The following is a 25,295-nucleotide window of genomic DNA, read 5'->3' on the forward strand; positions in this document are numbered from 1 at the left end:
GGTCACTTTTTCCAGACGCCGAAAAAGTAACCAAAAAGGCTTTACCCTGACGTTCGGCCCTCGCCGTGGCTCGGGTCCCTTCGCTCCGGGATTGATCCGGGGGGCATCGCCTCCGGTTTGCTTCGCTGCACCTCCTCTCGATGTGTTTGGCTTCGCCAAACGGTCGCTACGCTCCCACCCCCGGCTAAATCCCTCCACTCAGCCTGCCGACGGGCGCTGAGATCAAAAGCGGTACTCGAGCTAACGCTCATCGTGTTGAGTGGTGAGAAGCAAGGGCTGTGTGCTGCCTTTGCTTTTCTGTGGGAGCTGGCTTGCCAGCGATGGCGGCCTGCCAGCCGACCAATCCCTAACAGAATGCACTCAACCCCTGTGGGAGCTGGCTTGCCAGCGATGACGGTCTGACAGCCGACCATACTCCCTCAGATGTACACATCCCCTGAGCTGCCGAAGGCTGCGATCTTTTGATTTCGCTGTTGCTCTGGCTTTTGACGTTGCTTTTGATCTGCCACCCCATCGGCAGGCCGAGCGAAGGTGTTCATCAGGGGGGAGGCGCGCAGCGCCGTGCGGCGAAGCCGCATACATCGAGAGGAGGTGCAGCGAAGCAAACCGGAGGCGATGCCCCCGGATGGGCACCGTAGCGAGGGAACACTGAGCCTCAGCGAAGTGCCGTACGCCGGGGGCAGCCTTTTTGGTTACTTTTTCGGCGTCTGGAAAAAGTGACCCGCCGTAAGGGCGGAACCGCCAGCAGCAACACCTGCAGCAACGGATATGCCCCCAACCCCAAACCCCAACCCAAACCCCCACAGCCACCAGCAACTCCTACACTGTAATTACGGCTTACCCCACAAGCCCCAGACAACCACCAAAAAAGGAGTCTGCCCCCATGCCCGATAGAAAATGCGACTGCCCCAACTGCAAATGCACCATCAAAGAAGGCGAACACGCCTACGCCGTACACGGCAAACACTATTGCTGTGAGGCCTGCGCTCACCACCACAAAAACGGTGAAGCGTGTTCAAGCAAAGGCTGCCACTGCGCCCACCCCAAATAAAAGCGCCCATAAAAAAGTGGAGCCTAATCAGGCTCCACTTCCAGTTTCAGGCTCTCATCATCCAGCTGTTCGGTATGCCGCACCGTGCCTTGCAACCGTCGCCCCTCTACCCGGACCACCACGGTTTTCGCCTGGTCCAAGTCTTCCGGTAATGGCGCCGGCACGCGCAGGGCGAAGCGATAGGGGTCGCCTTCGACAGCCTCAAGACCCACCCGACAGTCCACACTTTTGGTGATACGGCCAAACAGGGTGTCCAGGCCATAATCCAGATGCGCCGGGCTGAAGATGCTGGTCATTGTGTACGCCCCCAAAGAGTCCCCATCGCCGACGAGAGTCTAGCTCGCCGGTCGCCACGTGACGTTTTCCACGCCGAATTTTTCCGCCATCGGTTTGCTGGTCTTTTGCACTTTCTCCCGGCCGAAACGCGGGATGCGACCCACGCCGGCGTCGCAGCTTGCCCAGTGCCACGCCTCGGTGTTGTCCATTTTGTCCGAGCGGATAATGAACGACTTCGGCGTGCCGTGAAGGGTGTAATCGATGACAAACAGTTTTGCGTTGTTCATAAAGCCCGTATTCCTCCCTGTGGTAATAGAAGGATCACAGCGCCCCGGGAAAATTCACTCGGATTGTCCGACGGTATCTATCGTTGGCGACGCGGTGACCGACTGGTTACCATGCGGCTTCCGCCAACCCCAATGAATGCTCGCCATGGCCCTTGCCGCGCCCCCCGATCTGAGTGATACCGATGTGCCAGTGCAACCGCTGGCGCGCACTTATCCCCGTGGTTTGTATATCGAGCCGCACGAGCACGTCTGGGGGCAGTTGCTGTATGCGATGAGCGGAGTGATGTGGGTCGAGACGCCGCATGAGGCGCTGGTGGTGCCGCCACAGCGCGCCGTGTGGTTGCCGCCCGGGGTGCCGCACGGGATTCGTGTGGTCTCGGACTTGCAGATGCGCAATATTTACCTGCGCCCGGCGCTGGCGGCGACGCTGGATGAGACGGTGCAGGTGATCGAAGTCGGCGGGTTGCTGCGTGAACTGATCGTCGGGTTGGTGGAGCAGGGCGACAGTGGCGATCCCGGGTATTACGACGCCTTGGTCGGGTTGGCGTTGCTGGAGTTGAAACGCGCCCGGCGTTCGCCGTTGAAGATTCCGCTGCCGGACGATTCCGACCGGCGCCTGATGAACCTGTGTCAGGCGGTGATGGCCGCGCCGTCGTTGGAGATTGCGTTCGAGCAGCACGCGGAAAATGCCGGCGCCAGCGTGCGCACGCTGGCGCGGTTGTTCAAGGACAGCCTCGGCATGGGCTTCGCCGAATGGCGGCGGCAGGTGCAACTGGCGACGGCGGTGGCGGCGTTGATTCAGGGCGTGGCAGTCAGTGTCATTGCCCGAGAGCTGGGTTATTCACCGAGCAGTTTCAGTGACATGTTCCGCCGTGAGCTGGGCGTGGCGCCTTCGCAATTCCCCGCGGCCTGAACACCATCCCTGTAGGCGTGAGCCTGCAGGGTTGTGTGGTGACTTGCCGATATTTGGCTGAAATTCAGAAGTCCTTGGCCGACGCCTTCTCCACCGATTCCCTAGACTCTGCCCATTCCTTTTAGCGGCGGAGTTTTCCCCATGAACTACCTGATTTCGCTGGCCATCGGCCTGGGCGTCGGCCTGCTCTATGGCGCGCTGAATTTTCGTTCTCCGGCGCCACCGGCCATCGCCCTGGTGGGGCTGCTCGGCATGCTCGCGGGTGAGCAGTTGTGGCCGATGGGCCGGCAACTGGTCGCCGGTTGGTTCTCGTGAATTTTCCTTTCTCTCTTCGGTGGATGTCCTCATGAAAGCACTGCAATTCGATAAAACCGGCGACCTGTCTTCCCTGCGTTTCGTCGACGTCGCCACTCCGCGGCCCGGTGCCGATGATGTGCTGGTCGAGATCAAGGCGGCCGGTCTGAACCCCAGCGACGTGAAGAACGTGCTCGGGCGTTTTCCGTACACCACGTTGCCGCGGATTCCCGGGCGTGATTTTGCTGGCGTCGTGGTTGAAGGCCCGCAGGCGTTGCTCGGCCAGGAAGTCTGGGGCACCGGCCGTGAGCTGGGTTTTTTTGCCGATGGCTCGCACGCGCAGTTCGTCAAGCTGCCGGCCAGTGGCGTGGCGCACAAACCGTCGCACCTGAGTTTCGCCCAGGCCGCCAGCCTCGGCGTGCCGTACACCACGGCGTGGGATGCGCTTGAGCGCAGCGATGTGAGTGCTGAAACCCGTTTGCTGGTGATCGGCGGTGGCGCGGTGGCGACGGCGGCATTGGCACTGGCCAAGGTCCGTGGGGCGCAGATACTGGCGGCGGCGCGGCGACCGGAGCAGGTCAAAGACTTGCAGGACCAGGGCTTCGCGACGATCCAGCTGGATAAACCCGAAGAGCTCGGTGCCCAAGTCCACGCGGTTTACAGCGGCGGCGCCGATGTGATCTTCGACACCACCGGTTTCTGGCTGCCCGCCTCGGTGGCGGCGCTGGCACCGTTCGGCCGCATCGCGATCATCGCGGCACCCGTCGACGGCCATGTGCAGTTGCCGGCGCTGGCGCTATACCGCAAGGGCGGTTCGGTGGTCGGGATCAATTCGCTGCTGTATGGCGTTGAGGCCTGTGCGGCAATGCTCGAGCAGTTTGGGCGGTTCTTCGATGAGGATCGGCTGCCATTGCCGCAGGGGCTGGTGGAGGTGCCGCTGGCGGAAGGTCTGGCACGTTATGCCGAGGTGAATCAGGGCAGCGGCGATAAGATCATCCTCATCCCTTGATCTCACCAACACCGCATAACCTGTGGGAGCTGGCTTGCCAGCGATAGCGGTGGAACAGTCGATGAAGATGTTGACTGCTCTAATGCCATCGCTGGCAAGCCAGCTCCCACAAGGTGCTTTGGTGGGTTCAGGAGTGCGGCACGCCGTTTTCCCACGCCGACCAGTTTTTCAGGATGTCCTGCACCAGCGGATTGCCTGCCCGATAGAGGTTTTCCAGCGCCGGCACGAAGCCGCCCTGATCGGCGTACTTCAGCAAATTGTCCACTTCGCTGCCGCCCGGAGCAGGACGGTCGAAGTCGGAGCCGGCGCGCACCACCGCGAGGCGCTGCACATCCACCAGGCCTTCACGGCTGGCGCGCAACAAAGCCTCATAGGTTGAGTTGTCTTCCTGTTGCGTGGTGCAGTATTCGCCCTTGTTGTCGGTCAGCAGCCTGGTCCAGACCTCGGCGCGTTCGCTCAGGCGAGTGCCGGAGAACCAGGTGTTGCCTGCCAGCGTGTCGCAACGGGTGACGACGGGCGGCTGGTTGGCCGGAGCTGACGGGTATTTCCGGCGCCACGCCGCCGATTCCTTGCTCTCGCTCAGCGCGACCTGGTGGCTCAGCGCAAAGGCCTTGGCCTGCAGTTTCGGGTTGAGTTCGAAGACTTCGGTCTTGTAGTCCAGCGGCGGTTTTTCGTTCGGGCCTTTGGTGTTGATGCCCAGATAACCGGTTGGCCAGCTCGACGGTGCGTCGCGAGAGTCCAGTTCCCACTGCGTGCCGAACTCCACCAGGTAATGCGCCCACGCGGCGGTGCCGATGGTCCCGTGCTTGGGGCTGATGCCGGCAATCCCGGCGATCAGGAAATAACTTTTGCGCAGGTCGAATTTCGGCGACAGAGCCAGTGCCAGGGTCGAGGCGGCGGCGTTGGTCTGGCCCATGCCGGTGGTCAGCAGGCACACCTGCTGAGCGTTGCAGCGGATGGTCGGGTACTCGGCGGACAGGCCCGGTACACGGACTTCCTGCTTGAGATTCAGGCGCTCGATCCAGTTCTGTGCCTCGGGGGCGAACATGGTGATCAGCACGACTTTCGGCTGGATCGGCGCCTCCGCCGCCCAGGTGGAGGAAGAGAGCAGGGCCGCAGCGGCCAGGGTCAAACGCATCATTGCTTGCATGAATATCTCCTCAATTCAGAACTGGTAACCGATGCCGGCGTAGTAACCCCAACCGTTGGAACGCGCGCGGAAATTGCCGTCGCCGAAGTTCAGCTCGCTGCCATCCTCCCAGTTACCGCCGTTATGGAAGTAACGGCCGACGAGGGTGAAGCGCAGGTGGGTGAACGAGTACAGCAACACGTTGGTCGCCACCGTGGCGTTGGCGGTACGCGCCGGGTTGTCTTTGTGCAGGTCCGAGCCGAAATCAAAGTTGGTGAAGCCGATGTAGGTCAGCGACGCGCCGTTGCTGAATTTGTCGATGGGCACGATGTACTTGAGCTGCGCGCGGTAGCCGTCCCACGAATACTCGTTGCTCGCGCCGTAGTTTTCCCACTGGTAGCGCCCGTAGAGGTTGGCCGACAGGTTGACCCGTGAGTGGGTGTCGATGTCGGTGCCGAAGCCACTGTAGAGGGTGTTGGCGCGGTTCTCCTTGCGGCTGCCGTGGTCGTAGATCCAGTCGAACGCTACATACCATTCCTTGAACGGGCCGATAGCGAGGCTGCGCCCGGCGAGGTAGTCGATGGAGATGCGCGGTTCGTGTTCCATGAACACCGGTGAACCGTGGTCCCACACCCCTTTGTCGTGGCTGTTGCCGATGTTGAAGATCTTCGGGATGTCGACGTAGCCGTAAAGCTCGAACGGCCCTTTACGCCCGAAGTACTCGTACTCCAGATAGATATCGTCAGCCGGTTGCGGACCGAAACTGATGTCCTTGCTGCCGATCAGGGTCAGGTCCTGGTTGTACCAGTCCGACAGGTACGCACCTTCCTTGGGCGGGCTGGCTTCGGGGCTGAGGGTTTCGCCCTGGGCGGATTCTTCGGGCAAGGCCGGCTGAGCGACAGCGCTGTGGCTGAGAACTCCGGTAACGCCGGCCAGTAGCAGGGAAACAGCAAACGTGCGCGCAAACGGGGCGCGAAGCGGGGAAGCAGCGTGCATTCAAAGTCCTTTTTTGCGGATCGAGGCCCGGGTTCTGCGGGCCTGTATGGTTTTGTTACGAAAAAGCCGTTACAGGCAGGTCGCAAACGTTTGCACAAGGCGTACCAAGTCTCCCGGCCACGCCGCGTTCCCCCTTGTAGGCTTGGGCCTGCTCGCGATGGCGGCGTATCAGACAAAATCGAGTGATCTGACACGACGCCATCGCGAGCAGGCTCTCTCCTACAGGGTTCGTCGGGCGATCAGAGCTAGTGTTTGCTGGCCGAAACCCGCGGTTTAGAAGGCCCTAGTATTAAAGTATTAACACCATTTAATCCGTGCTCCATCGCGGGGCGTCTACTAGCGTTGTCCCCAATCAGCGGTTTTGTGATGACCGTCGCAGTCTTGATTCGCGTGTGGAATAAGCGCGGCTTTGCACGCTTTCAAGGAAGAAATTGGCCACGACAAGGAGTAGTAGCCCGTGGAAGCAAGGTTTGGTGTCGCCCTCGTTTCGCGTTTTTCCCCTCTTTCTCTTGCTGTGCACCTGAGCGTTGCCGGGTTGTTATTTGGCGGTGTCAGCGCACCTGCATTGGCCACCTGCTCCACGGCCGGTTCCACCGTGACCTGTAGCGGTGTGCCGACTCTGCCGCTATTTCTCAACAACTTTTCCAGCGCCACCAGCGGCCTGACGGTCAACGTCAACTCCAGCGCGCAAATGAACGCGACCCTCGGCGGCCATGTGATGGACCTGACCGGGGTCAACATCACTCTGAACAACTCCGGCACGATCGACCCGGCGCTGCTGGGGCTGGTCTCGGTGTTGAGCGGCGGTGCCTTCATCGGCTCAGGCGCAACCAGCACGGTCAGCGTGCTCAACAACGCCAGCGGAATCATCCGCGGCACCGGCATGTTGCTCGGGCTTAACCTGACCAGCATCGACGGCCTGGGCATCGCGGTGAACAACGCCTCAGCCGGCACCACTACCATCACCAACAACGGCACCATCACCTCGACCGGGCTCTCGATCGGCGGCATCACCCTGGCCGACACCCCGGTGGTTGGCGTGTATGGCGGTTCGCAGGTCAACATGACCAACAGCAGCACCGGCACCATCAACGGCCGGATCGCCTTCGAGACCTCGGCGGCGGGCAACACTTTCACCAACGCCGGTGCCATCACCGGCGGCGTGTCGATGGGCGCGAGCAGTACCAACACCTTCACGGCGATCACCGGCTCGTCGGTCAGTGTCGGTGACGGCGTGCAAATCAGCGTCGGCCTCGGCGGACTGATCGGCATCAACCTGACTTTCGCCCCGACCGGGACCGTCGATGGTGGCGCGGGCGGCACCAACAGCCTGATCCTGCAGAACCCGATCGGCGTCGGCGGCGGCACAACCGGCGTCGGCACGGCGTCGAGCGCCAACTACGTCAACTTCAACAACCTGACCATCAACAGCGGCACCTGGACCTTGCAGGGGCCATTGGTCAGTGGCGCGACCACGCTCAATGGCGGTGTCGCCCAGTTCAACAACAACGCCACGTTCGGCAGCGGTGTCCTCACCTCCAATGGCGGGATCCTGCAAGCCAGCAATGCCGGCTTGAACGTCAGCAACCTGATCTCCCTCGGCGCCGGGGGCGTGACCGTGCAAGGCACCAACGCCACCACCCTGAGCGGCGTGATCTCCGGCAGCGGCGGTCTGACCAAAGTCGGTTCCGGGCAACTGAGCCTCAGCGCCGCCAACACCTACCTGGGCAACACCACGCTCAACGGCGGCACCGTGCAGTTGGGCAACAACCTGGCGCTGAGCACCGGCACCCTCAACGTCACCGGCGCGACTACCTTGAGCGCGCCCGGCACGATCAATCTGAACAACGCCATCAGCCTCGGCGGCACATTGACGACCAGCGGCACCGGCGCATTGACGCTCGGCGGCCTGATCACCGGCAGCAGCGGCCTGACCAAGACCGGCACTGGCAGCCTGACCCTCAGCGGCGCCAACAGCGGTTACAGCGGCACTACCACCCTGAGCGCCGGCAGCCTGCTGGTGACCAACAACGACGCGCTGGGCAGTGGCGCGCTGAACACCGCCGCCGGCACAAACCTGGACAGTACGGCCAACGTCACCCTGGCCAACAACATCGCGATGACCGGCGCACTCAACGTGCTCGGCAGCAACGCCCTGACCCTCGGCGGCGTGTTGAGCGGCACTGGCGGCATCACCAAATCCGGCAGCGCCAGCCTGACCCTGAGCGGCAACAACACCAACGCCGGCAACACGCTCCTCAACGCCGGCAGCCTGTTCGTCGGCAGCAACACTGCGCTGGGTACTGGCGCGTTGAACGCGGCCGCAGGCACTACGCTGGATGCCACCACGGCGGTGACCCTGGCCAATGCCGTCGCGCTGGCGGCGGATTTGACCATCGGCGGCACGCAGGCATTGGGCCTGAGCGGCGTCGTCAGTGGTGCCGGCAACCTGATCAAGAACGGCACCGCGAGCCTGACCCTCAGCGGCAACAACACCTTCGTCGGCGGCACTGCGCTGAATGCCGGCACGCTGATTGTCGGCTCCAACACCGCGCTGGGCACCGGCGCATTGACCACTGCGGCGGGCACCACCCTCGATACCAGCACCGCGGTGGCGCTGACCAACGCGATCAACCTCGGCGGCAATCTGGACATCGGCGGCAGCGCCAACCTGACCCTCAGTGGCGTCGTCAGCGGCGGTGGCGGACTGACCAAACGCGGGTTCACCAACCTGGTGCTCAACGGCTCCAACACCTTTACCGGCGGCACCACGCTGGCGGCCGGCACCCTCACCGTAGGCAACACTGCGGCGCTGGGCACTGGCGTTTTGTCGGTCACCGATACGGCAACGCTGGACAGCAACACCGCCGTCAACCTGAACAACACCATCAACCTCAACAGCAGTGCCCTGACCATCGGTGGCAGCAGTGGCCTGACCCTGTCCGGTTTGGTCAACGGTGCCGGTCAGTTGATCAAAAATGGCACGGCCAACCTGACCCTCAGCGGCGCCAACACGTTCAGCGGCGGCACCACGCTGAACGCCGGCAGCCTGACCGTCGGCGACGGCGCGGCACTCGGTACCGGCGCACTGACCGTGGCCGGGGCGGGCACCCTCAACAGCAGTTTGGCAGTGACGTTGAACAATGCGATCACCCTCAACGCCAACCTCACCGCTGGTGGCGCCAACGCGCTGACCCTCGGCGGGGTCATCAGCGGCAGCAATGGTCTGATCAAGACCGGCGCGTCGAGCCTGACCCTCAACGGCAACAACACCTACACCGGCACCACGGCGCTGACCGCCGGTTCGCTGATCGTCGGTTCCAGCACTGCGCTGGGGACGGGCGCACTGAACGCCTCGAACGGCACCACGCTGGATGCCGGCACGGCGGCGACGCTGACCAACAACGTCAACCTCGGCGGCACCCTGACCGTCGGCGGCAGCAATGCGCTGACCCTCGGCGGTGTGGTCGCGGGCATCGGTGGCCTGATCAAGAACGGCGCGGCCGACCTGACCCTCAACGGCGCCAACACCTATTTCGGCAACACCGCGCTGAATGCCGGCACACTGATTGTCGGCGCCAACGGCGCGCTGGGCGCCGGTTCGTTGAACGCGGCGGCCAACACCACGCTGGACGCCAACACGGCGGTCAGCCTGAACAACGCGGTGAGCCTGGCCGGCGCGCTGAACGTCGGCGGCACGGCCGACCTGACCCTGACCGGTCTGGTCAGCGGCGCTGGCAGTCTGGTGAAAAACGGCACGGCCAACCTGATTCTCAACGCGGCCAACAACTACCTCGGCGGCACCACGCTGAATGCCGGTACGGTGACCGTCGGCAACAGTTCGGCGCTGGGGTCCGGTGCATTAACCGTCGCGGGCGCTGCGACGCTGGACAGCAATTCGCCGCTGGTCAGCCTCAACAACAACGTCGCCCTGAATGCCGCGCTGACTGTAGGCGGTACGCAGAACCTGACCCTCGGTGGCATCACCAGCGGCACCGGCCCATTGATCAAGAACGGCGCGGCCAACCTGACGCTCAACGGCAACAACACCTTCAGCGGCGGCACCACGCTCAACGCCGGCACCCTGACCCTGGGCAATGCCAACGGTCTGGGCAGCGGCGGCTTGACCGTCGGCGGTGCGGCGACCCTCGACAACAGCGCCTCGTTCGGCATCGGCAACGCGATCACCCTGAATGCCGGACTGACCGTGGCAGGCAACAACGACCTGGCCCTCAACGGCATCATCGACGGCGCCGGCAGCCTGACCAAAAACGGTCTGTCTGACCTGACGCTGGCCGGCAGCAACACCTTCAGCGGTGCACTGAATATCGTCTCCGGCAGCGTCACCACCCTCAACAGCGGGGCACTGGGAAATACCTCCGGGGTGAACATCAGCGCCGGCGCCAGCCTGAATCTGGGCAGCGACGCCAGCCTCGGTGCGCTGACCGGCAGCGGCAGTGTGCAACTGACCGGCAGCAACACCTTGACCGTCGGTGGCGGCAACCTCACCAGCACGTTTGATGGTGATCTCAGCGGCAGCGGTGGCCTGACCAAAATCGGCACCGGCACGTTGAATCTCACTGGAATCAACGGCGTCACCGGCAACACCGCAATCAATGGCGGCACCGTGAACCTCAGCGGTTCGCTGGCCAGCGCGCAACTCAACGTCAATACCGGCGGCACCCTGACCGGTACCGGCTCGGCGCTCGGCGTGGTGAACATCAACAACGGCGGGCATCTGGCGCTGTCGTCGGGCAACACCTTGTCGGCGAGTGCGCTGACCCTCGGGGCCGGCAGCAACGTTGATGTGGCGCTGGGTACACCGTCGACCGCCTCGCTGATGAACATCGGTGGCAACCTGACCCTCGACGGCAATCTCAACGTCACCGATGCCGGTGGGTTCGGCGTCGGCGTGTATCGCCTGTTCAACTACACCGGCAGCCTGAGCAACCTCGGTCTGGACGTGGCCAGCGTGCCGGTCGGTTATGCGCTGGGCGATCTGGTGGTGCAAACCGGGGTGGCCAATCAGATCAACATTCAAGTGTCGGCACCCAACAGCAACATCCGTTACTGGGACGGCAGCCAGACCATCGCCAACGGCCTGGTCGACGGTGGCAGCGGCACCTGGAACGCGGTCGGCACCAACTGGACCGATGCCAACGGGCTGGTCAACCAACCGTGGGCCAGTGACTTCGCGGTATTCCAGGGCACCGCCGGTACGGTGACGGTGAACGGCACGCAATCGTTCACCGGCCTGCAGTTCATCACGGATGGCTACAGCCTGGTCAACGGTGCGGCAGGGCAGCTGACCGCCGTCAACGGCACCGGCGGGACTACGGCGGTGCGCGTCGATCCGGGCGTGACCGCCACTGTCGGCGTCAATATTGATGGCAGCGGCATCCTCAACAAACTCGATGCCGGCACCCTGGTACTCAATGGCGCCAACACTTACAGCGGTGGCACGCAACTGGACGGCGGCAAGATCATCGTCGGCAGCAACACCGCGCTGGGCAGCGGTACGCTGACCGCCAACGCCGGCACCCAACTGGACAGCAACACGGCCGTGACCCTCGGCAATGCCGCGACGCTCAATGGCAATCTGACCGTGGTCGGCAGCAATGCACTGGCGCTCAACGGGGTGATTGGCGGCACTGGCGGATTGATCAAAAACGGCGCGGCCAACCTGACCCTCGGCGGCAACAACGCCTTTCTCGGCCCGGTAGCGTTGAACGCCGGCGGGTTGATTCTGGCGTCGAACTCGGCACTGGGCTCTGGCACGCTGAACGCCGCGGCGGGCACCAGCGTCGATGCGAGCACTGCGGTTTCGCTGAACAACGCGGTCAACCTCGCCGGCAACCTGGGCATCGGCGGCACGGCGGACCTGACGCTGGCGGGTACGGTCAACGGCGCCGGCAGCCTGACCAAGAACGGTGCGGCCAACCTGACCCTGAGTGGCAATAACAACTTCCTTGGCGGCATCGCGCTCAACGCCGGCACCCTGACTGCCGGCAGCAACTCGGCGCTGGGGCTGGGCAACCTGAGCGTGGCGGGCGCCTCGGCGCTCGACAGCAGTAGCGCCGTGAGTCTGGGCAACAACGTGGTGCTCAACGCCAACCTGAGCAACAGCGGCAGCAACAACTTGAGCCTCGCTGGCGTGGTCAGCGGTGCGGGCGGGCTGATCAAGAACGGCGCGTCGAACCTGACGCTCAACGGCATCAACACTTACACCGGTGGCACCACGCTGAACGCCGGTACGCTGACCCTCGGCACAGGTGCTGCGCTCGGCAGCGGCGCACTGACCGTGGCCGGCGCCTCGAGCCTCGACAGCAGCGCGCCGCTGGTGCTGGCGAACAACGTCAACCTCAATGCCAACCTGAGCCTGGCCGGCAACAACAACCTGACCCTCGGCGGCGTGATTGCCGGGGCGGGCACCCTGACCAAGAACGGTCTGGCCGACGTGACCCTGTCCGGCAACAACACCTTCAGCGGCACTTTCGATGTGCTGTCCGGCAGCCTCACCACCCTCAGCGCCAATGCCCTGGGCAACAACGCCACGGTCAATCTGGCTGGCGGCGCGGCGCTCAACCTCGGCGCTTCGGGCAGTCTCGCCAGCCTCACTGGCAGCGGCACGGCGCTGGTCGGCACCGGCAACACCTTGAGCCTTGGCGGCAACAACGTCAGCAGCACCTTCGCCGGTGTCCTCAGCGGCGACGGCGGGCTGAGCAAGCTTGGCACTGGCACGCTGACCCTCAGCGGCATCAGCGACCTGACTGGCGACACCAACGTCAACGCCGGCACCTTGCAGGTCAACGGTTCACTGGCCAGCGGCAACGTGCTGGTCAACAACGGTGGCACCCTCGGCGGCAGCGGCACCTTGACCGGTGCGGTGACGGTAGCCGATGGCGGGCATCTGGCGGGCGCGACCGGCAGCACCTTGTCGGTGGATTCGCTGGTGTTCAACGGCAACTCGAACTTCGACGTCGGCCTCGGCACTCCGGTCGTCGGGGGCGGCAGTGCGCTGGTCAACGTCGGCGGCAACCTGACCCTGGACGGCACCCTCAACGTCAGCGACATCGGCGGTTTTGGCAGCGGCGTGTATCGCCTGATCAACTACACCGGTGGCCTGACCGACAACGGCCTGCTGATCGGCACGGTGCCGGGCAGCGTCACCCCGGGCGACCTGACTCTGCAGACCGCGCTGGCCAACCAGATCAACCTGCTGGTCACTGCGCCGGGCGTCACCGTGCAGTTCTGGGACGGCAACCAACTGGTGGCCAACGGCTCGGTGGAGGGCGGCAGCGGCACCTGGGGTTCCGGCACCACCAACTGGACTGACGTCAACGGCACCACCAATCAGGCCTGGACCAATAACTTCGCGGTATTCCAGGGCACGGCGGGCACGGTGACGGTCAACGGCGCGCAAACCATCACCGGCATGCAGTTCATCACCGACGGCTACAGCCTGCAGAACGGCACGGCGGGTTCGCTGAATCTGGTCAACGGCTCGATGGGCAATGCTTCGGTGCGCGTCGATCCGAACGCCACCGCAACCCTCGGCGTGGCGCTCAACGGCACCGGCACCCTCGGCAAATACGACAGCGGCACGCTGGTGCTCAACGCCGCCAACGGCTACACCGGCGGTACTGCGCTGAATGGCGGCAAGATCGTTGTCGGCAACAACGCCGCGCTCGGCACGGGTGTGCTGACCGCAGCGGACGGCACCGCACTGGACAGCAATGCGGCGATCAGCCTCGCCAACAACGTGCTGCTCAATGGCGGCCTGACCGTCGCCGGCAGCAACGCCTTGACCTTCGACGGTGTCGTCAGCGGTGCCGGCAGCCTGATCAAGTCCGGCGCGTCGAGCCTGACCGTCAACGGCAGCAACACCTACAGCGGCGGCACGCAACTGGCTGGCGGCACGCTGGTGCTGGGCAACAACAGCGCAATCAGCAGCGGCGCCCTGAGCGTGACCGGCAACGGTACCCTCGACAGCACCTCGGCGCTGCAACTGGCCAACGCGGTCAACCTCGGTGCGCAACTGACCCTGGCCGGCAACCAGAACACCACGCTGCTCGGCGCCATCACCGGCACCGGCAGCCTGGTGAAAAACGGCAGCGGCGACTTGCTGCTCAGCGGTGCCAACACCTACAGCGGCGGCACCACGCTGAACGGCGGCAGCACCACTGGCGACACCAGCAGCCTGCAAGGCGCGATCGTCAACAACGCGGCGCTGACCTTCGCGCAGAACGCCGACGGCAGCTACACCGGCAACCTCACCGGCAGCGGTACGCTGAACAAAACCGGCACTGGCCAGTTGCTGCTCAGCGGCAACAACACCTTCACCGGCGACACCTCGGTGCAGGCCGGCAACCTGATCGTCAACGGTGTGCTCAACAGCGCCAACGTCAACGTCGCCAGCGGCGCGAAAGTCGGCGGCAGCGGGCAACTGGGCGGTAACGTGCAACTGGCCAGCGGCGCAACGCTGAACGGTGGTGGTACCGCCACGCCGTTGTCGGTCGGCGCGCTGGCGTTGTCCTCGGGCAGCAATCTGGACTTCAGCCTTGGCTCGGCCAGCAGTTCGACCACCGTGGTCAACGTCGCCGGCAACCTGACCCTCGACGGCACGCTGAACATCAGCAACGCCGGCGGTTTCGGCACCGGGGTCTACCAACTCTTCAGCTACGGCGGCAGCCTGACCGACAACGGCCTGGTCTACGGCAGCCTGCCGGTGTCGGCGGCCAACCTGACCCTGCAAACGGCGATTGCCAATCAGGTCAACCTGCTGGTGCAGGGCACGCCGGGTGAAGTGCAGTTCTGGAACGGCGGCACCACCAACCCTGACGGCAGCATCGGCGGCGGCAGTGGCGTGTGGGGCCCGGCGACCAACTGGACTGATCCGAGCGGCACGCAAGCGTTGGCTGCCAACGGTCAGTTCGCCGTATTCGGCGGGCAGGGCGGCACGGTCACGGTGCAGGGCAATCAGAACTTCACCGGCCTGCAGTTCCTCGTTGGTGGCTACAGCCTGGTTCCGGATGCCGGCGATACACTGACTCCGGTCAACGGCCCCGGTGGCACGCCAGCGCCGATCCGGGTAAATGCCGGCGGCAGTGCCGAAATCGACGTGCCGCTGATCGGCACCGGCGGCATCGAAAAACTCGACGCCGGCACATTGCTGCTGAGCGCTGCCAACACCTACAGCGGTGGTACCACGGTCAGTGGCGGTACGCTGGTCGGTAACACCACCAGCCTGCAAGGCAACATCACCAACAACGCCTCACTGGTGTTCCTGCAGAACACCGATGGCCGGTTCAATGGCGCCATCAAGGGCGCCGGAGCGCTGGCCAAACGTGGCGCCGGCACCTTGTTGTTGACTGGTGATCAACCGTTCACTGGCACGGTTGCGGTCGATCAGGGCGTGCTGCAAGTCGGCAGCCGTGCGGCCCGGGCCTCGCTGGGCGGGCAGGTCACTGTCGCCAACGGTGCGGGCTTGAGCGGCAACGGCAGCGTTGGCTCGGTGGTCAACCACGGTGTAGTGGCTTCCGGTGGCGCCGACGGCACCTTGAGTGTGGCCGGCAACCTGAGCAACGCGGCGGATGGTGTCTTGGCGTTGACGGTCAGTTCGCCGACCGCCACGCCGCTGGCGGTGGGGGGCACGGCCGCCCTCGGTGGCGGGCTGGTGGTCAACAGCCTCGCGCCGTTCACCGGTAACACCAGATACTCACTGATCACCGCAGGTGGCGGCGTGACCGGCACCTTCAGTACAGCCGATCTGCCGCAGTATGCGTTCCTCGACAGCTCGCTGATCTATGGTGCCGACTCGGTCACCCTGGCCGTCAGCCGCAACGGCAACTCGTTCGCCGACGTCGCCGCCACGGGTAACCAGCGCGCCACCGCCACGGCCCTCACCCATAACGGCCCGGCGGGGGCGGCCCTGCAGAATCAGATCGTCAACCTCAGCGTGGCCGGTGCGCGTAACGCGTTCGACAGTCTGTCCGGGGAAATCCACGCCAGCACGGCCAGCGCCATGCTGGAGGATTCGCGCTTCATCCGTGAGGCGGTCAATGACCGCATGCGCCAGCCGTCGTGCAGCGCCTCGGACGATCCACGTCGGACGCTGGCACCCAGCGACACCCAGCTGAGCAGCAACGGCTGTCACGGGGAAATGGTCGGCTGGATCCGGGCCATCGGTGCCTGGGGGGACATGGGCGGCGACAGCAACACGGCGAAAGTCGATCGCAACCTTGGCGGTTTCATGCTCGGCACCGACAAGGCGCTGGACGACACCTGGCGTGCCGGGATGGCCGCCGGTTACACCCGCAGCAACCTCAACGCGCATGATCGCAACTCCGATGCCAAGGTCGACAGCTACCACCTGGCCGGCTATCTGAACTCGCAGTTCGATGCCTTGGCGGTGCGCTTCGGCGCGGCATACAGCTGGCACAGCATCGAGAGCAAACGCGATGTCAGCGTCGGCAGCTACAACGACCGCCTGAAGGCGGATTACGACGCGCGCAGCGCGCAGGTGTTCGGTGAAGTGGGGTACGCGATCAGCGCGGCGGGAGTGGCCATCGAGCCGTTCGCCGGGCTGGCCTACGTCAACTACGACAGCGATACCGCCAAGGAAAAAGGCGGAGTGGGGCGCCTGAAGGCCGACGCCGATCAGGACATCACCTACTCGACCCTCGGGGTGCGCGTCGGCAAGCTGGTGACCCTGGCCAACGGCAGCCAGTTGACGCCCCGCGCAGCCATCGGCTGGCGCCATGCGTACGGCGACACCAAGCCTGACGCCGACCTGAGCTTCATCGACGGCGGCGCCTCGTTCAGTACCCAGGGCGTGCCGATCGCCAAGGACAGCGCCTTGCTCGAAGCCGGCATCGACTTCCAGGTCACCCCGACCGGCAAGCTGGGTATCGGCTACTCGGGCCAAGTGTCGAGCGACAACAACGACAGCGCCTTCAACATCAGCTTCAGTCAAAGCTTCTGATTCAGGTTTAGGGTCGAAGCACTTTCAGCCGCCCGCGAGGGCGGTTTTTTTTTGCTGGGCACAATGGCGAGGTTGTTTGGGGCCGGCCTTGAGTCGGCGGGGAGCGTTCGATAGCTGTTGCGAGCGAACTTGCGAAGAGGCCCTGTCATCCAGCGCAAAAATCTGCCCGCCCGCGCTCTGCTAGAATCCGCCCCATCCATTGCCAGAGACTCCCCTGATGAGCGAGCCGATTCGTCTGACCCAATACAGCCACGGCGCCGGTTGCGGCTGCAAGATTTCCCCGCAGGTGCTGGAGGTGATTCTGGCCGGCAGCGGGGCGCAGAACCTCGATCCGAAACTGTGGGTGGGCAATGCCTCGCGCGATGATGCGGCCGTGTACGAGATTGATGCCGAGCGCGGTGTGGTGTCGACTACGGATTTCTTTATGCCGATCGTCGACGACCCGTTCGATTTCGGCCGCATCGCGGCGACCAATGCGATCAGCGACATCTACGCGATGGGCGGCGATCCGTTGATGGCGATTGCGATCCTCGGCTGGCCGGTCAATGTGCTGGCCCCGGAAGTGGCGCGTGAAGTGATTCGTGGCGGCCGTGCGGTGTGCGACGCAGCGGGCATTCCACTGGCGGGCGGGCATTCGATTGATGCGCCGGAGCCGATCTTCGGCCTCGCCGTCACCGGTCTGGTGGAAAAGCGTCATATGAAACGCAACGACACCGCCACCGCCGGTTGCCTGCTGTACCTGACCAAACCCCTGGGCATCGGCATCCTTACCACCGCCGAGAAAAAGGGCAAGTTGCGTCCTGGCGATGTTGGCGTGGCCCGCGACTGGATGTGCACGCTGAACAAACCCGGCAGCCGCTTCGGCAAACTCGCCGGCGTGACGGCGATGACCGATGTCACCGGTTTCGGCCTGCTCGGCCACCTGGTGGAAATGGCCGACGGTAGCCAGCTTACCGCACGCATCGCCTACGACCGCGTGCCGCGTCTGGACAGCGTTGAGTATTACCTCGATCAGGGCTGCGTACCCGGCGGTACGTTGCGCAACTTCGACAGCTATTCAAGCAAGGTCGGCCGCGTGCAGGAACTGCACAAACGGCTGTTGTGTGACCCGCAAACCAGCGGCGGTCTGTTGATTGCCGTCACGCCTGAGGGCAATAACGAGTTCCTCGCCGTCGCCGCCGAACTGGGCCTGAACCTTGAGCCAATCGGCGAACTGGTTGAGCGACAGACGAACGCAGTCGAGGTGATTTGATGCACCGCGATTGCACCGACTACCGTGACATTTTCCTCAACGACCGGCCGCTGATGGACGCCCGCGCGCCAGTCGAGTTTCACAAGGGCGCGTTCCCCGGCGTGATCAATCTGCCGCTGATGAATGACATCGAGCGGCAGAAGATCGGCACCTGTTACAAGCAGCATGGGCAGCAGGCTGCTATCGAACTGGGCCATCAACTGGTGTCCGGTGCGGTCAAGGCCGAGCGTATTCAAGCCTGGGCCGATTTTGCCCGGGCCCACCCCGATGGTCTTATCTATTGTTTTCGAGGCGGTTTGCGTTCGCAGATCACCCAACAGTGGCTGCACGACGAGGCCGGCATCGACTATCCGCGTGTCGGCGGTGGCTACAAGGCGATGCGCACCTTCCTGATCGACACCCTGGAGCAGGCCATCGACCAATGTGATTTCGTTTTGCTCGGCGGCATGACCGGCACCGGCAAGACCGAAGTGCTGGTGCAACTGCGCAATGGTCTGGACCTTGAGGGGCACGCCAACCATCGAGGTTCAAGCTTTGGCAAACGGGCCACCGGGCAGCCGTCGAACATTGATTTCGAGAACCGTCTGGCCATCGACATCCTCAAGAAACGCGACGCCGGGATCGAGCAGTTCGTGCTCGAGGACGAGAGCCGGGTGGTCGGCAGTTGCGCCTTGCCGCTGCCGCTGTATCAGGGCATGCAGCAGTACCCGATGGTCTGGCTCGAGGACCGTTTTGAACATCGCGTAGAGCGCATCCTGCGCGATTACGTGGTGGACCTGTCCGCGGAGTTTGCCACGGTGCATGGCGAGGACGGTTTTTTGCTGTTTTCCGAGCGGTTGCTCGAAAGTCTGAACAATGTGCAGAAGCGCCTGGGTGGCGAGCGGCATCGGCGGATGTTGATGCTGATGGAAGACGCGCTGGCCGAGCAGGGGCGTAGCGGGGCGGTGGATTTGCATCGCGGCTGGATCGAAGGCTTGCTGCGTGAGTATTACGACCCGATGTATGTATTTCAGCGCGAGAAGAAGGGCGGGCGGATCGAGTTTGCCGGGGAGCGCGGGGCGGTGCTTGAGTATCTTCGCGAGCGCTTGAATCAGAAAGATTCATAGCGTTTTTGCCGGCCGCATCGCTGGCAAGCCGGCTCCCACAGGTATCGCGGATGTACATGTCATTTGTGTACGTCCTGGAACCCTGTGGGAGCCGGCTTGCCAGCGATGAGGCCCGCATGAATCAGCAAGATTCAGGTCGGACAGGTTTGCTTGCCATGATCCAGCCCCTGCTTGTAGCTGTGGCTTTGCAGACTGGCCTTGCCGTTGTGCCAGGTCAGGGTCAGCACATACAGCGAGTCGAAATCGTTGGCCGCCCAGTCGTCGGTGATGTTCTGTTTCTCGCCCAGCGCTTTCCCGGCGACCTTGTTGATCAGCTCTGGCAGATAGCCGTGGGACCACGCGGTGTAGATCGTCGAATTGTGGTACTTGTCCTCCAGCAGTTCGCGGGCCAGGTCGCTGGTGTCGTTGGCCGAAAACTCGATGTTCACTGGCAGGCCGAGTTTGATGGCGGCGGGGCTGATGGTCATCAACGGGCGGATGTAGCTGTAGGAGTTGTCCAGCTCGCCTTCCTCGACATTGCGCGTCGGGTCGGCGGCGAACACGTAATCGGCCTTGCCGAACTTTTCCGGCAGCAGCGTCGACAGCTCGATCGCACGGTTCAGGCCCTGGCAATTAAGCTGGCCGAGCCCGCCATCGGGCTTCTCCGCGTGGCGCAGAAACACCAGCGTCTGGGTGCCGTCCACCGGTTGCGCGCGAATCTGGCTCGATTCCAGCGACAGGAACAACGCACTGACCGCCAGCAGGGAGGGCAGGGCCATGTACGCGCGATGGTTGAAGCGTTTGGCGAATCTCATGAGGTTCGTCATTGGATAAAGGATTCTTCAGCAATGTCGGTTGAGGCTGACAAACCGTTCCACCGCGGGCTCCCAGCTCCGGGTGTTTTCCCTGTCGTGTCGTGCTTCCTTTGCGAATGGCATAGCTCAGAGTCCCTGAGGCCGGTTTGGTTCAAGCACCGTAGACGAGGGATGTTACGGTTCGTGCAGAATCGGCTGGCGGCGGCGAATTTTTGATTTTGTTTTGCAAACGCGCGCTCAAAAACATCGCAGCCCGTGGCCGCGCCTACATTATGATCAGGCTTTAAATTGTGACTGGATGCTTCCCATGACCGATCTGTCCGCGTTCCCGATCACCCGGAAATGGCCCGCGCAGTACCCTGACTGGATTCAGCTCTATTCCCTGCCAACGCCCAACGGCGTCAAAGTCTCGATCATGCTCGAAGAGATCGGCCTGCCGTACGAACCGCACCGCGTCGGCTTTGACACCCAGGACCAGTTGTCCGCCGAGTTCCTGTCGTTGAACCCGAACAACAAGATTCCGGCGATCCTCGACCCTCACGGTCCCGGCGACCAGCCGCTGCCGTTGTTTGAATCCGGGGCGATCCTGATTTACCTGGCCGACAAAAGTGGCCAGTTGCTGGCTCAGGAAGGCGCACTGCGTTACGAAACCATTCAGTGGCTGATGTTCCAGATGGGTGGCATCGGCCCGATGTTCGGCCAGCTCGGTTTCTTCAACAAATTCGCCGGCAAGGACTACGAGGACAAGCGTCCCCGGGATCGCTACGTCGACGAAAGCACACGCCTGCTCAAGGTGCTCGACGGTCGGCTGGAAGGCCGCGACTGGATCATGGGCGAGCGCTACACCATTGCCGACATCGCAACGTTCCCGTGGGTGCGCAACTTGATCGGGTTCTATGAGGCCGGGGATCTGGTCGGCATCCAGAACTTCCCGAACGTCACCCGCGTGCTCGAGCGCTTCCTGGCCCGGCCGGCGGTGATTCGAGGCCTGACCATTCCGTCGTAATCGACACACGACCCTGTGGGAGCTGGCTTGCCAGCGATGAGGCTGGGACAGTCAATATCCATGTTGACTGACCCGCCGCTATCGCTGGCAAGCCATCTCCCACAGGGTTTCAGGGTGAAGCTGACGGATTATTACGCCCCCGGTAATGCACTCTTGATTGATCCAGGTTTGTACCCCGCCCGCCGCAAGGCATAAGCTTCGCCCCCTACGACTTTCGTCTCATCTTCCGATTTCAGGAAAGGCCCCATGTCCAGTCAGTTCCCCGAAGCACGTCCCCGCCGTCTGCGCCGCAATGCGAGCCTGCGCAGTCTGTTCCAGGAAACCGAATTCAGCCTGAACGATCTGGTACTGCCGATTTTCGTCGAAGAAGACATCGACGATTTTGTGCCGATCAAGAGTATGCCGGGGGTGATGCGCATTCCCGAGCGCAAACTGGCCAGCGAGATCGAGCGCTACGCCCGTGCCGGGATCAAGTCGGTGATGACCTTCGGCGTGTCGCACCATCTGGACAGTAACGGCAGCGACACCTGGCGCGAAGACGGCCTGGTCTCGCGCATGTCGCGCATTGCCAAGGACGCCGTGCCGGACATGATCGTGATGTCCGACACCTGCTTCTGCGAATACACCGATCACGGTCACTGCGGCGTGCTGCACAACCATGAAGTGGACAACGACCAGACCTTGATCAACCTCGGCAAACAAGCGGTGGCGGCCGCGCGCGCCGGTGCTGACGTGATCGCGCCGTCGGCGGCGATGGACGGTCAGGTGCGGGCGATTCGTCAGGCCCTCGACGCGGCCGGCTTCACACAGATCCCGATCATGGCCTATTCGACCAAATTCGCCTCGGCCCTCTACGGCCCGTTCCGCGAGGCCGGTGGCAGCGCGCTGAAGGGCGATCGCAAAAGCTACCAGATGAACCCGATGAACCGCCGCGAAGCCCTGCGCGAATCGCTGCTCGACGAGCAGGAAGGCGCCGATGCACTGATGGTCAAACCGGCCGGTGCGTACCTGGACATCATCCGCGACATCCGTCAGGCCTCGAACCTGCCGCTGGCGGCGTATCAGGTCAGCGGCGAGTACGCGATGATCAAGTTCGGCGCGCAGGCCGGGGCGATTGACGAAGACCGCGTGGTGCGTGAAAGCCTCGGCGCCATCAAGCGAGCGGGTGCGGATCTGATCTTCACCTACTTTGCGATGGATCTGGCGCTGGCCGGGATCTGACAAACACCGAAGTGCCCTTGTGGGAGCTGGCTTGCCAGCGATTGCGGTAGCTCAGTCAACGTTGATTTTGACTGTGCCGGCCTCATCGCTGGCAAGCCAGCTCCCACAGGTTTTTGGGTGTTTTTGGGTCAGGGGCAGGCGAAATACGGCCGGATCCCGTGATCGCGAAAATAGCGTTCGATCACCTTCGGATCGGCGCTGTTGTCCGCTATCGCCACATAGGTGTCCGGGCGCAACAGATAAAATCCGTTACGCCCCAACCCCGCCGTTTCAAACGCCGGACGCCAGTCGAACACATGCAGCGGCAGATGGTGTGCGTGGCACCAGGCGATCATCTCGTCGCTGGTGTCGCCGTACACGTGCACCTGCCAGCACGGCTGCCGTAGCGGCTCGTAATTATCGCCTTCACCGTCATGCGCCCACGGCAGGCGATCGCCGCCGTGCACGTGGCCGGCCACGCCCTGGCTGAGCGGCATGCCGCGGTAGTTGAGGGTGACCTGCGACACAGTGCGAAAGAGAAATTCGCGGCTGGCCTCGAACGCCGCCAGTTTCGGGATCAGAAACGGTGCCACCCGCATGCGCAGCAGATCGGCCATGCGCCCCTCGGCGGTGACGAAGCTGAACACTTTGTCGGTGGTCGACACCAGTCGACGGGCGAAGGCAATGCGTTCGGTTTCGTAGCTGTCGAGCAGGCCCGGTTCGGCGCCGCCGCCGAGCACCGCCGCGAGTTTCCACGCCAGATTGATCGCATCGCCGATGCCGGTGTTCATGCCCTGACCACCGGCCGGACTGTGCACGTGCGCGGCATCGCCGAGCAGGAACGCGCGAGCGCTGCGAAAGTGTTCGGCCACCCGGTGATGCACGCGGTAGGTGGAAAACCAGTGCACGTCCTCGATATGGACTTTCAGGTGTTCGATGGCGCGGCTGCTGACATCGGAAAACGCCAGGGTGTCGGCGCGATCCGCACGCTCGTCGCGCACCGTGCCGATCAGCCGCGCGCGGCCTTCGCCAGCCAACGGGAACACCGCGAGAAAGTCCGCCTCATCCAGGTCCAGGTGCAGCTCGCCATTCATCGCCGGGCCGCTGGCCTTGACGTCTGCCACGTAGAAGATCTGTTGATACGTGCCGCCAGGAAAACCGGCGTCGAGGGATTTGCGCACCACCGAACGGGCGCCGTCGCAGCCCGCCAGATAGCAGGCCTGACAGATTTCCTGCTCGCCATCGGGCAAGCGCAAATGCGCGGTGAGGCCGTCGCTGGTTTCCTCGAAGCTCTCCAGCGTGGTGTTGCGTTCGACACTGACGCCGTAATCTTCCAGGCGCTCGATCAGCAGCCGTTCATGTTCATCCTGGGGGAAGATTTCGACGAACGCGTAGGGTGTCAGCCCTTCGCCAATACGGTTCAGTGGCAATTGCGCGACCGGTTTGCCGTTGACCCAGAAGTTCGCCGCCGCCACCCGATGGCCCTTGCGTACCACGGTGTCGGCCAGGTCCAGCTGACGATACAACTCCAGGGTTCGCGCCTGTACCGCCAGCGCCCGGGACGTGGTGCCGGGGGCGGAGGTCTTGTCGAGGATGCGCACGCGCACACCGAGTTTGCTCAGCCACAGGGCAAGCACCAGGCCGGTCGGGCCGGCGCCGATGATCAGTACGTCGCTGCGGTTCATGGCCTGTCCTCCTTCGGCTGTGCAGCAAGTATGGATCAGCAGGGCGGCGCGGCCAGTTTGTCAGCCAGACGGAAAAGGCCCCGCAGCGGTGGCGCTGCAGCGCCCTCGCTACAACGATCGCGATATTCACGGGAACAGTGTTTCGTTGCGGCAGTCCTAGCCTGCGCCACACCTTTGATCGTATGGTGAACCGGCTCAACGCACGCCAAGGAGCACTATGTACAGCCCTCGATTACTGATCTCTCTCGCTGCACTGCTGGTGCTCGCCGGTTGCGCGGGCCAGCGCAGCAGTGAACCTGCCCCGCGTGCGCCCGCCGAAGTGAAGGCCGAAATCGTGCGGCTGATGCCGGCAAAAGTGCCTGACCGCCAAGGCTGGGCCACCGATATTTATGCCGCGTTCGCCGCGCAGAACATCAGTCCGACCACGCAAAACCTGTGTTCGGTGCTGGCAGTGGCCGAGCAGGAATCGACCTTTCAGGTTGACCCGACGGTACCGGGCCTGGGCAAGATCGCCCGTGACGAGATCGACCGCCGCGCCGGCAAGGCGCACATCCCCGGGATGCTGGTCAGCGCCGCGCTGGCGGTGCGTTCGCCCACCGGCAAGACCTACAGCGAACGCCTGAACGCCGCGCGCAGCGAGAAAGACTTGAGTGCGGTGTTCGACGACTTCATCGGCATGGTACCGATGGGGCGTACCTTGTTCGGTGGCTTCAACCCGGTGCACACCGCCGGGCCGATGCAGGTCAGCATCGAATTCGCCGAGCAGCATGCCAGGGACTACCCGTACCCGGTCAGCGGCACGATCCGCCACGAAGTGTTCACCCGCCGTGGCGGCATGTACTTCGGCATCGCGCATTTGCTCGGCTATCCGGTGAGTTACCGCGAGCCGTTGTACCGCTTTGCCGACTTCAATGCCGGGTGGTACGCCAGCCGTAATGCGGCGTTCCAGAACGCGGTCAGCCGTGCCTCGGGCATTCCCTTGGCGCTGGATGGCGACCTGATCCGCTATGACTCGATCCTGCCCGGCAGCACCGAGCTGGCGGTGCGCACCCTCGGCAAGTCGCTGGGCATGCGCAATCCGACGATTCGCGATCAACTGGAGAAAGGCAAGACCCTGGAATTCGAGGAGACGAAGCTCTATCAACGGGTGTTTGAGCTGGCGGACAAGGCCGAGGGCAAAACCCTGCCGCGCGCCGTGCTGCCGGGGATCGTGCTGCAGAGCCCGAAAATCACCCGCAAACTGACCACCGCGTGGTTCGCCAAACGTGTGGATGAGCGCTACAAACGCTGCATGGCCAAGGCCGGTTGATGCG

16 protein-coding genes are annotated in these 25,295 nt (G+C 63.6%); 10 read left to right on the forward strand and 6 right to left on the reverse strand.

What is annotated here, in order from left to right; all coding sequences use genetic code 11:
- Window positions 1-883 precede the first annotated feature (883 nt).
- Window positions 884-1,051, forward strand: a complete 168-nt coding sequence (locus K5Y35_RS17670) for a metallothionein (protein ID WP_123462212.1) — start codon at window positions 884-886, stop codon at window positions 1,049-1,051.
- 23 nt (window positions 1,052-1,074) lie between these two features.
- Here K5Y35_RS17670 and K5Y35_RS17675 read toward each other — a convergent pair whose 3' ends face one another.
- Window positions 1,075-1,347 carry a hypothetical protein gene (locus tag K5Y35_RS17675; RefSeq protein WP_222832491.1) on the reverse strand — a complete coding sequence of 91 codons (273 nt, stop codon included), beginning with the start codon at window positions 1,345-1,347 and terminating at the stop codon, window positions 1,075-1,077.
- A gap of 39 nt (window positions 1,348-1,386) precedes the next feature.
- Window positions 1,387-1,614: a DUF6555 family protein gene (locus K5Y35_RS17680; RefSeq protein WP_123462216.1), complete on the reverse strand. Its 228-nt coding sequence runs from the start codon at window positions 1,612-1,614 to the stop codon at window positions 1,387-1,389.
- Window positions 1,615-1,759: 145 nt separating this feature from the next.
- Here K5Y35_RS17680 and K5Y35_RS17685 point away from each other — a divergent pair, with 145 nt between their 5' ends.
- The 3 genes from K5Y35_RS17685 to K5Y35_RS17695 all read left to right on the forward strand — a co-directional run bounded on the left by K5Y35_RS17685 (window position 1,760) and on the right by K5Y35_RS17695 (window position 3,830).
- Window positions 1,760-2,527: an AraC family transcriptional regulator gene (locus tag K5Y35_RS17685; RefSeq protein ID WP_256591694.1), complete on the forward strand. Its 768-nt coding sequence runs from the start codon at window positions 1,760-1,762 to the stop codon at window positions 2,525-2,527.
- Window positions 2,528-2,668: 141 nt separating this feature from the next.
- Entirely contained in the window at window positions 2,669-2,842 is a 174-nt protein-coding gene (locus K5Y35_RS17690) for a DUF1427 family protein (protein ID WP_127652207.1), read from the forward strand.
- Window positions 2,843-2,873: 31 nt separating this feature from the next.
- A complete protein-coding gene (locus K5Y35_RS17695; RefSeq protein WP_222832492.1) occupies window positions 2,874-3,830 on the forward strand; it encodes a zinc-binding alcohol dehydrogenase family protein in 957 nt (318 codons plus the stop codon).
- A 127-nt stretch (window positions 3,831-3,957) separates the two neighbouring features.
- On the opposite strand, the gene K5Y35_RS17700 is transcribed toward K5Y35_RS17695, so the two are convergent.
- Both K5Y35_RS17700 and K5Y35_RS17705 read right to left on the reverse strand, forming a co-directional pair.
- Window positions 3,958-4,980: a purine-nucleoside phosphorylase gene (locus K5Y35_RS17700; RefSeq protein WP_222832493.1), complete on the reverse strand. Its 1,023-nt coding sequence runs from the start codon at window positions 4,978-4,980 to the stop codon at window positions 3,958-3,960.
- Between the two features lie 15 nt (window positions 4,981-4,995).
- On the reverse strand, window positions 4,996-5,955 hold the full coding sequence (locus K5Y35_RS17705) for a nucleoside-specific channel-forming protein Tsx (protein ID WP_222832494.1): 960 nt from the start codon (window positions 5,953-5,955) through the stop codon (window positions 4,996-4,998).
- Between the two features lie 457 nt (window positions 5,956-6,412).
- Here K5Y35_RS17705 and K5Y35_RS17710 point away from each other — a divergent pair, with 457 nt between their 5' ends.
- The 3 genes from K5Y35_RS17710 (at window position 6,413) to mnmH (ending at window position 19,297) form a co-directional block, all read left to right on the forward strand.
- On the forward strand, window positions 6,413-16,939 hold the full coding sequence (locus K5Y35_RS17710) for an autotransporter-associated beta strand repeat-containing protein (protein WP_222832495.1): 10,527 nt from the start codon (window positions 6,413-6,415) through the stop codon (window positions 16,937-16,939).
- A 217-nt stretch (window positions 16,940-17,156) separates the two neighbouring features.
- A complete protein-coding gene (selD, locus tag K5Y35_RS17715; RefSeq protein WP_123462230.1) occupies window positions 17,157-18,191 on the forward strand; it encodes a selenide, water dikinase SelD in 1,035 nt (344 codons plus the stop codon).
- Entirely contained in the window at window positions 18,191-19,297 is a 1,107-nt protein-coding gene (gene mnmH, locus K5Y35_RS17720) for a tRNA 2-selenouridine(34) synthase MnmH (protein WP_186748139.1), read from the forward strand. Before selD ends, mnmH begins: the two co-directional genes overlap by 1 nt.
- Window positions 19,298-19,428: 131 nt before the next feature.
- Here mnmH and K5Y35_RS17725 read toward each other — a convergent pair whose 3' ends face one another.
- Window positions 19,429-20,103 (reverse strand): histidine phosphatase family protein, encoded by a 675-nt coding sequence (locus K5Y35_RS17725; protein WP_123462233.1) that lies wholly within the window; start codon window positions 20,101-20,103, stop codon window positions 19,429-19,431.
- A 295-nt stretch (window positions 20,104-20,398) separates the two neighbouring features.
- On the opposite strand from K5Y35_RS17725, the gene K5Y35_RS17730 reads away from it, so the two are divergent.
- Both K5Y35_RS17730 and hemB read left to right on the forward strand, forming a co-directional pair.
- Window positions 20,399-21,097, forward strand: coding sequence for a glutathione binding-like protein (locus K5Y35_RS17730; RefSeq protein ID WP_123462235.1), 699 nt, complete (start codon window positions 20,399-20,401; stop codon window positions 21,095-21,097).
- A gap of 246 nt (window positions 21,098-21,343) precedes the next feature.
- Entirely contained in the window at window positions 21,344-22,318 is a 975-nt protein-coding gene (gene hemB / locus K5Y35_RS17735; RefSeq protein ID WP_222832496.1) for a porphobilinogen synthase, read from the forward strand.
- Between the two features lie 128 nt (window positions 22,319-22,446).
- On the opposite strand, the gene K5Y35_RS17740 is transcribed toward hemB, so the two are convergent.
- Entirely contained in the window at window positions 22,447-23,982 is a 1,536-nt protein-coding gene (locus K5Y35_RS17740) for an FAD-dependent oxidoreductase (protein ID WP_222832497.1), read from the reverse strand.
- Window positions 23,983-24,199: 217 nt separating this feature from the next.
- Between K5Y35_RS17740 and K5Y35_RS17745 the strand changes: the two genes are divergently transcribed.
- Window positions 24,200-25,291 (forward strand): DUF1615 domain-containing protein, encoded by a 1,092-nt coding sequence (locus tag K5Y35_RS17745; protein WP_128616394.1) that lies wholly within the window; start codon window positions 24,200-24,202, stop codon window positions 25,289-25,291.
- Window positions 25,292-25,295: the final 4 nt, after the last annotated feature.

The organism is Pseudomonas sp. SC3(2021), assembly GCF_019856535.1.
Taxonomy (GTDB): domain Bacteria; phylum Pseudomonadota; class Gammaproteobacteria; order Pseudomonadales; family Pseudomonadaceae; genus Aquipseudomonas; species Aquipseudomonas monsensis.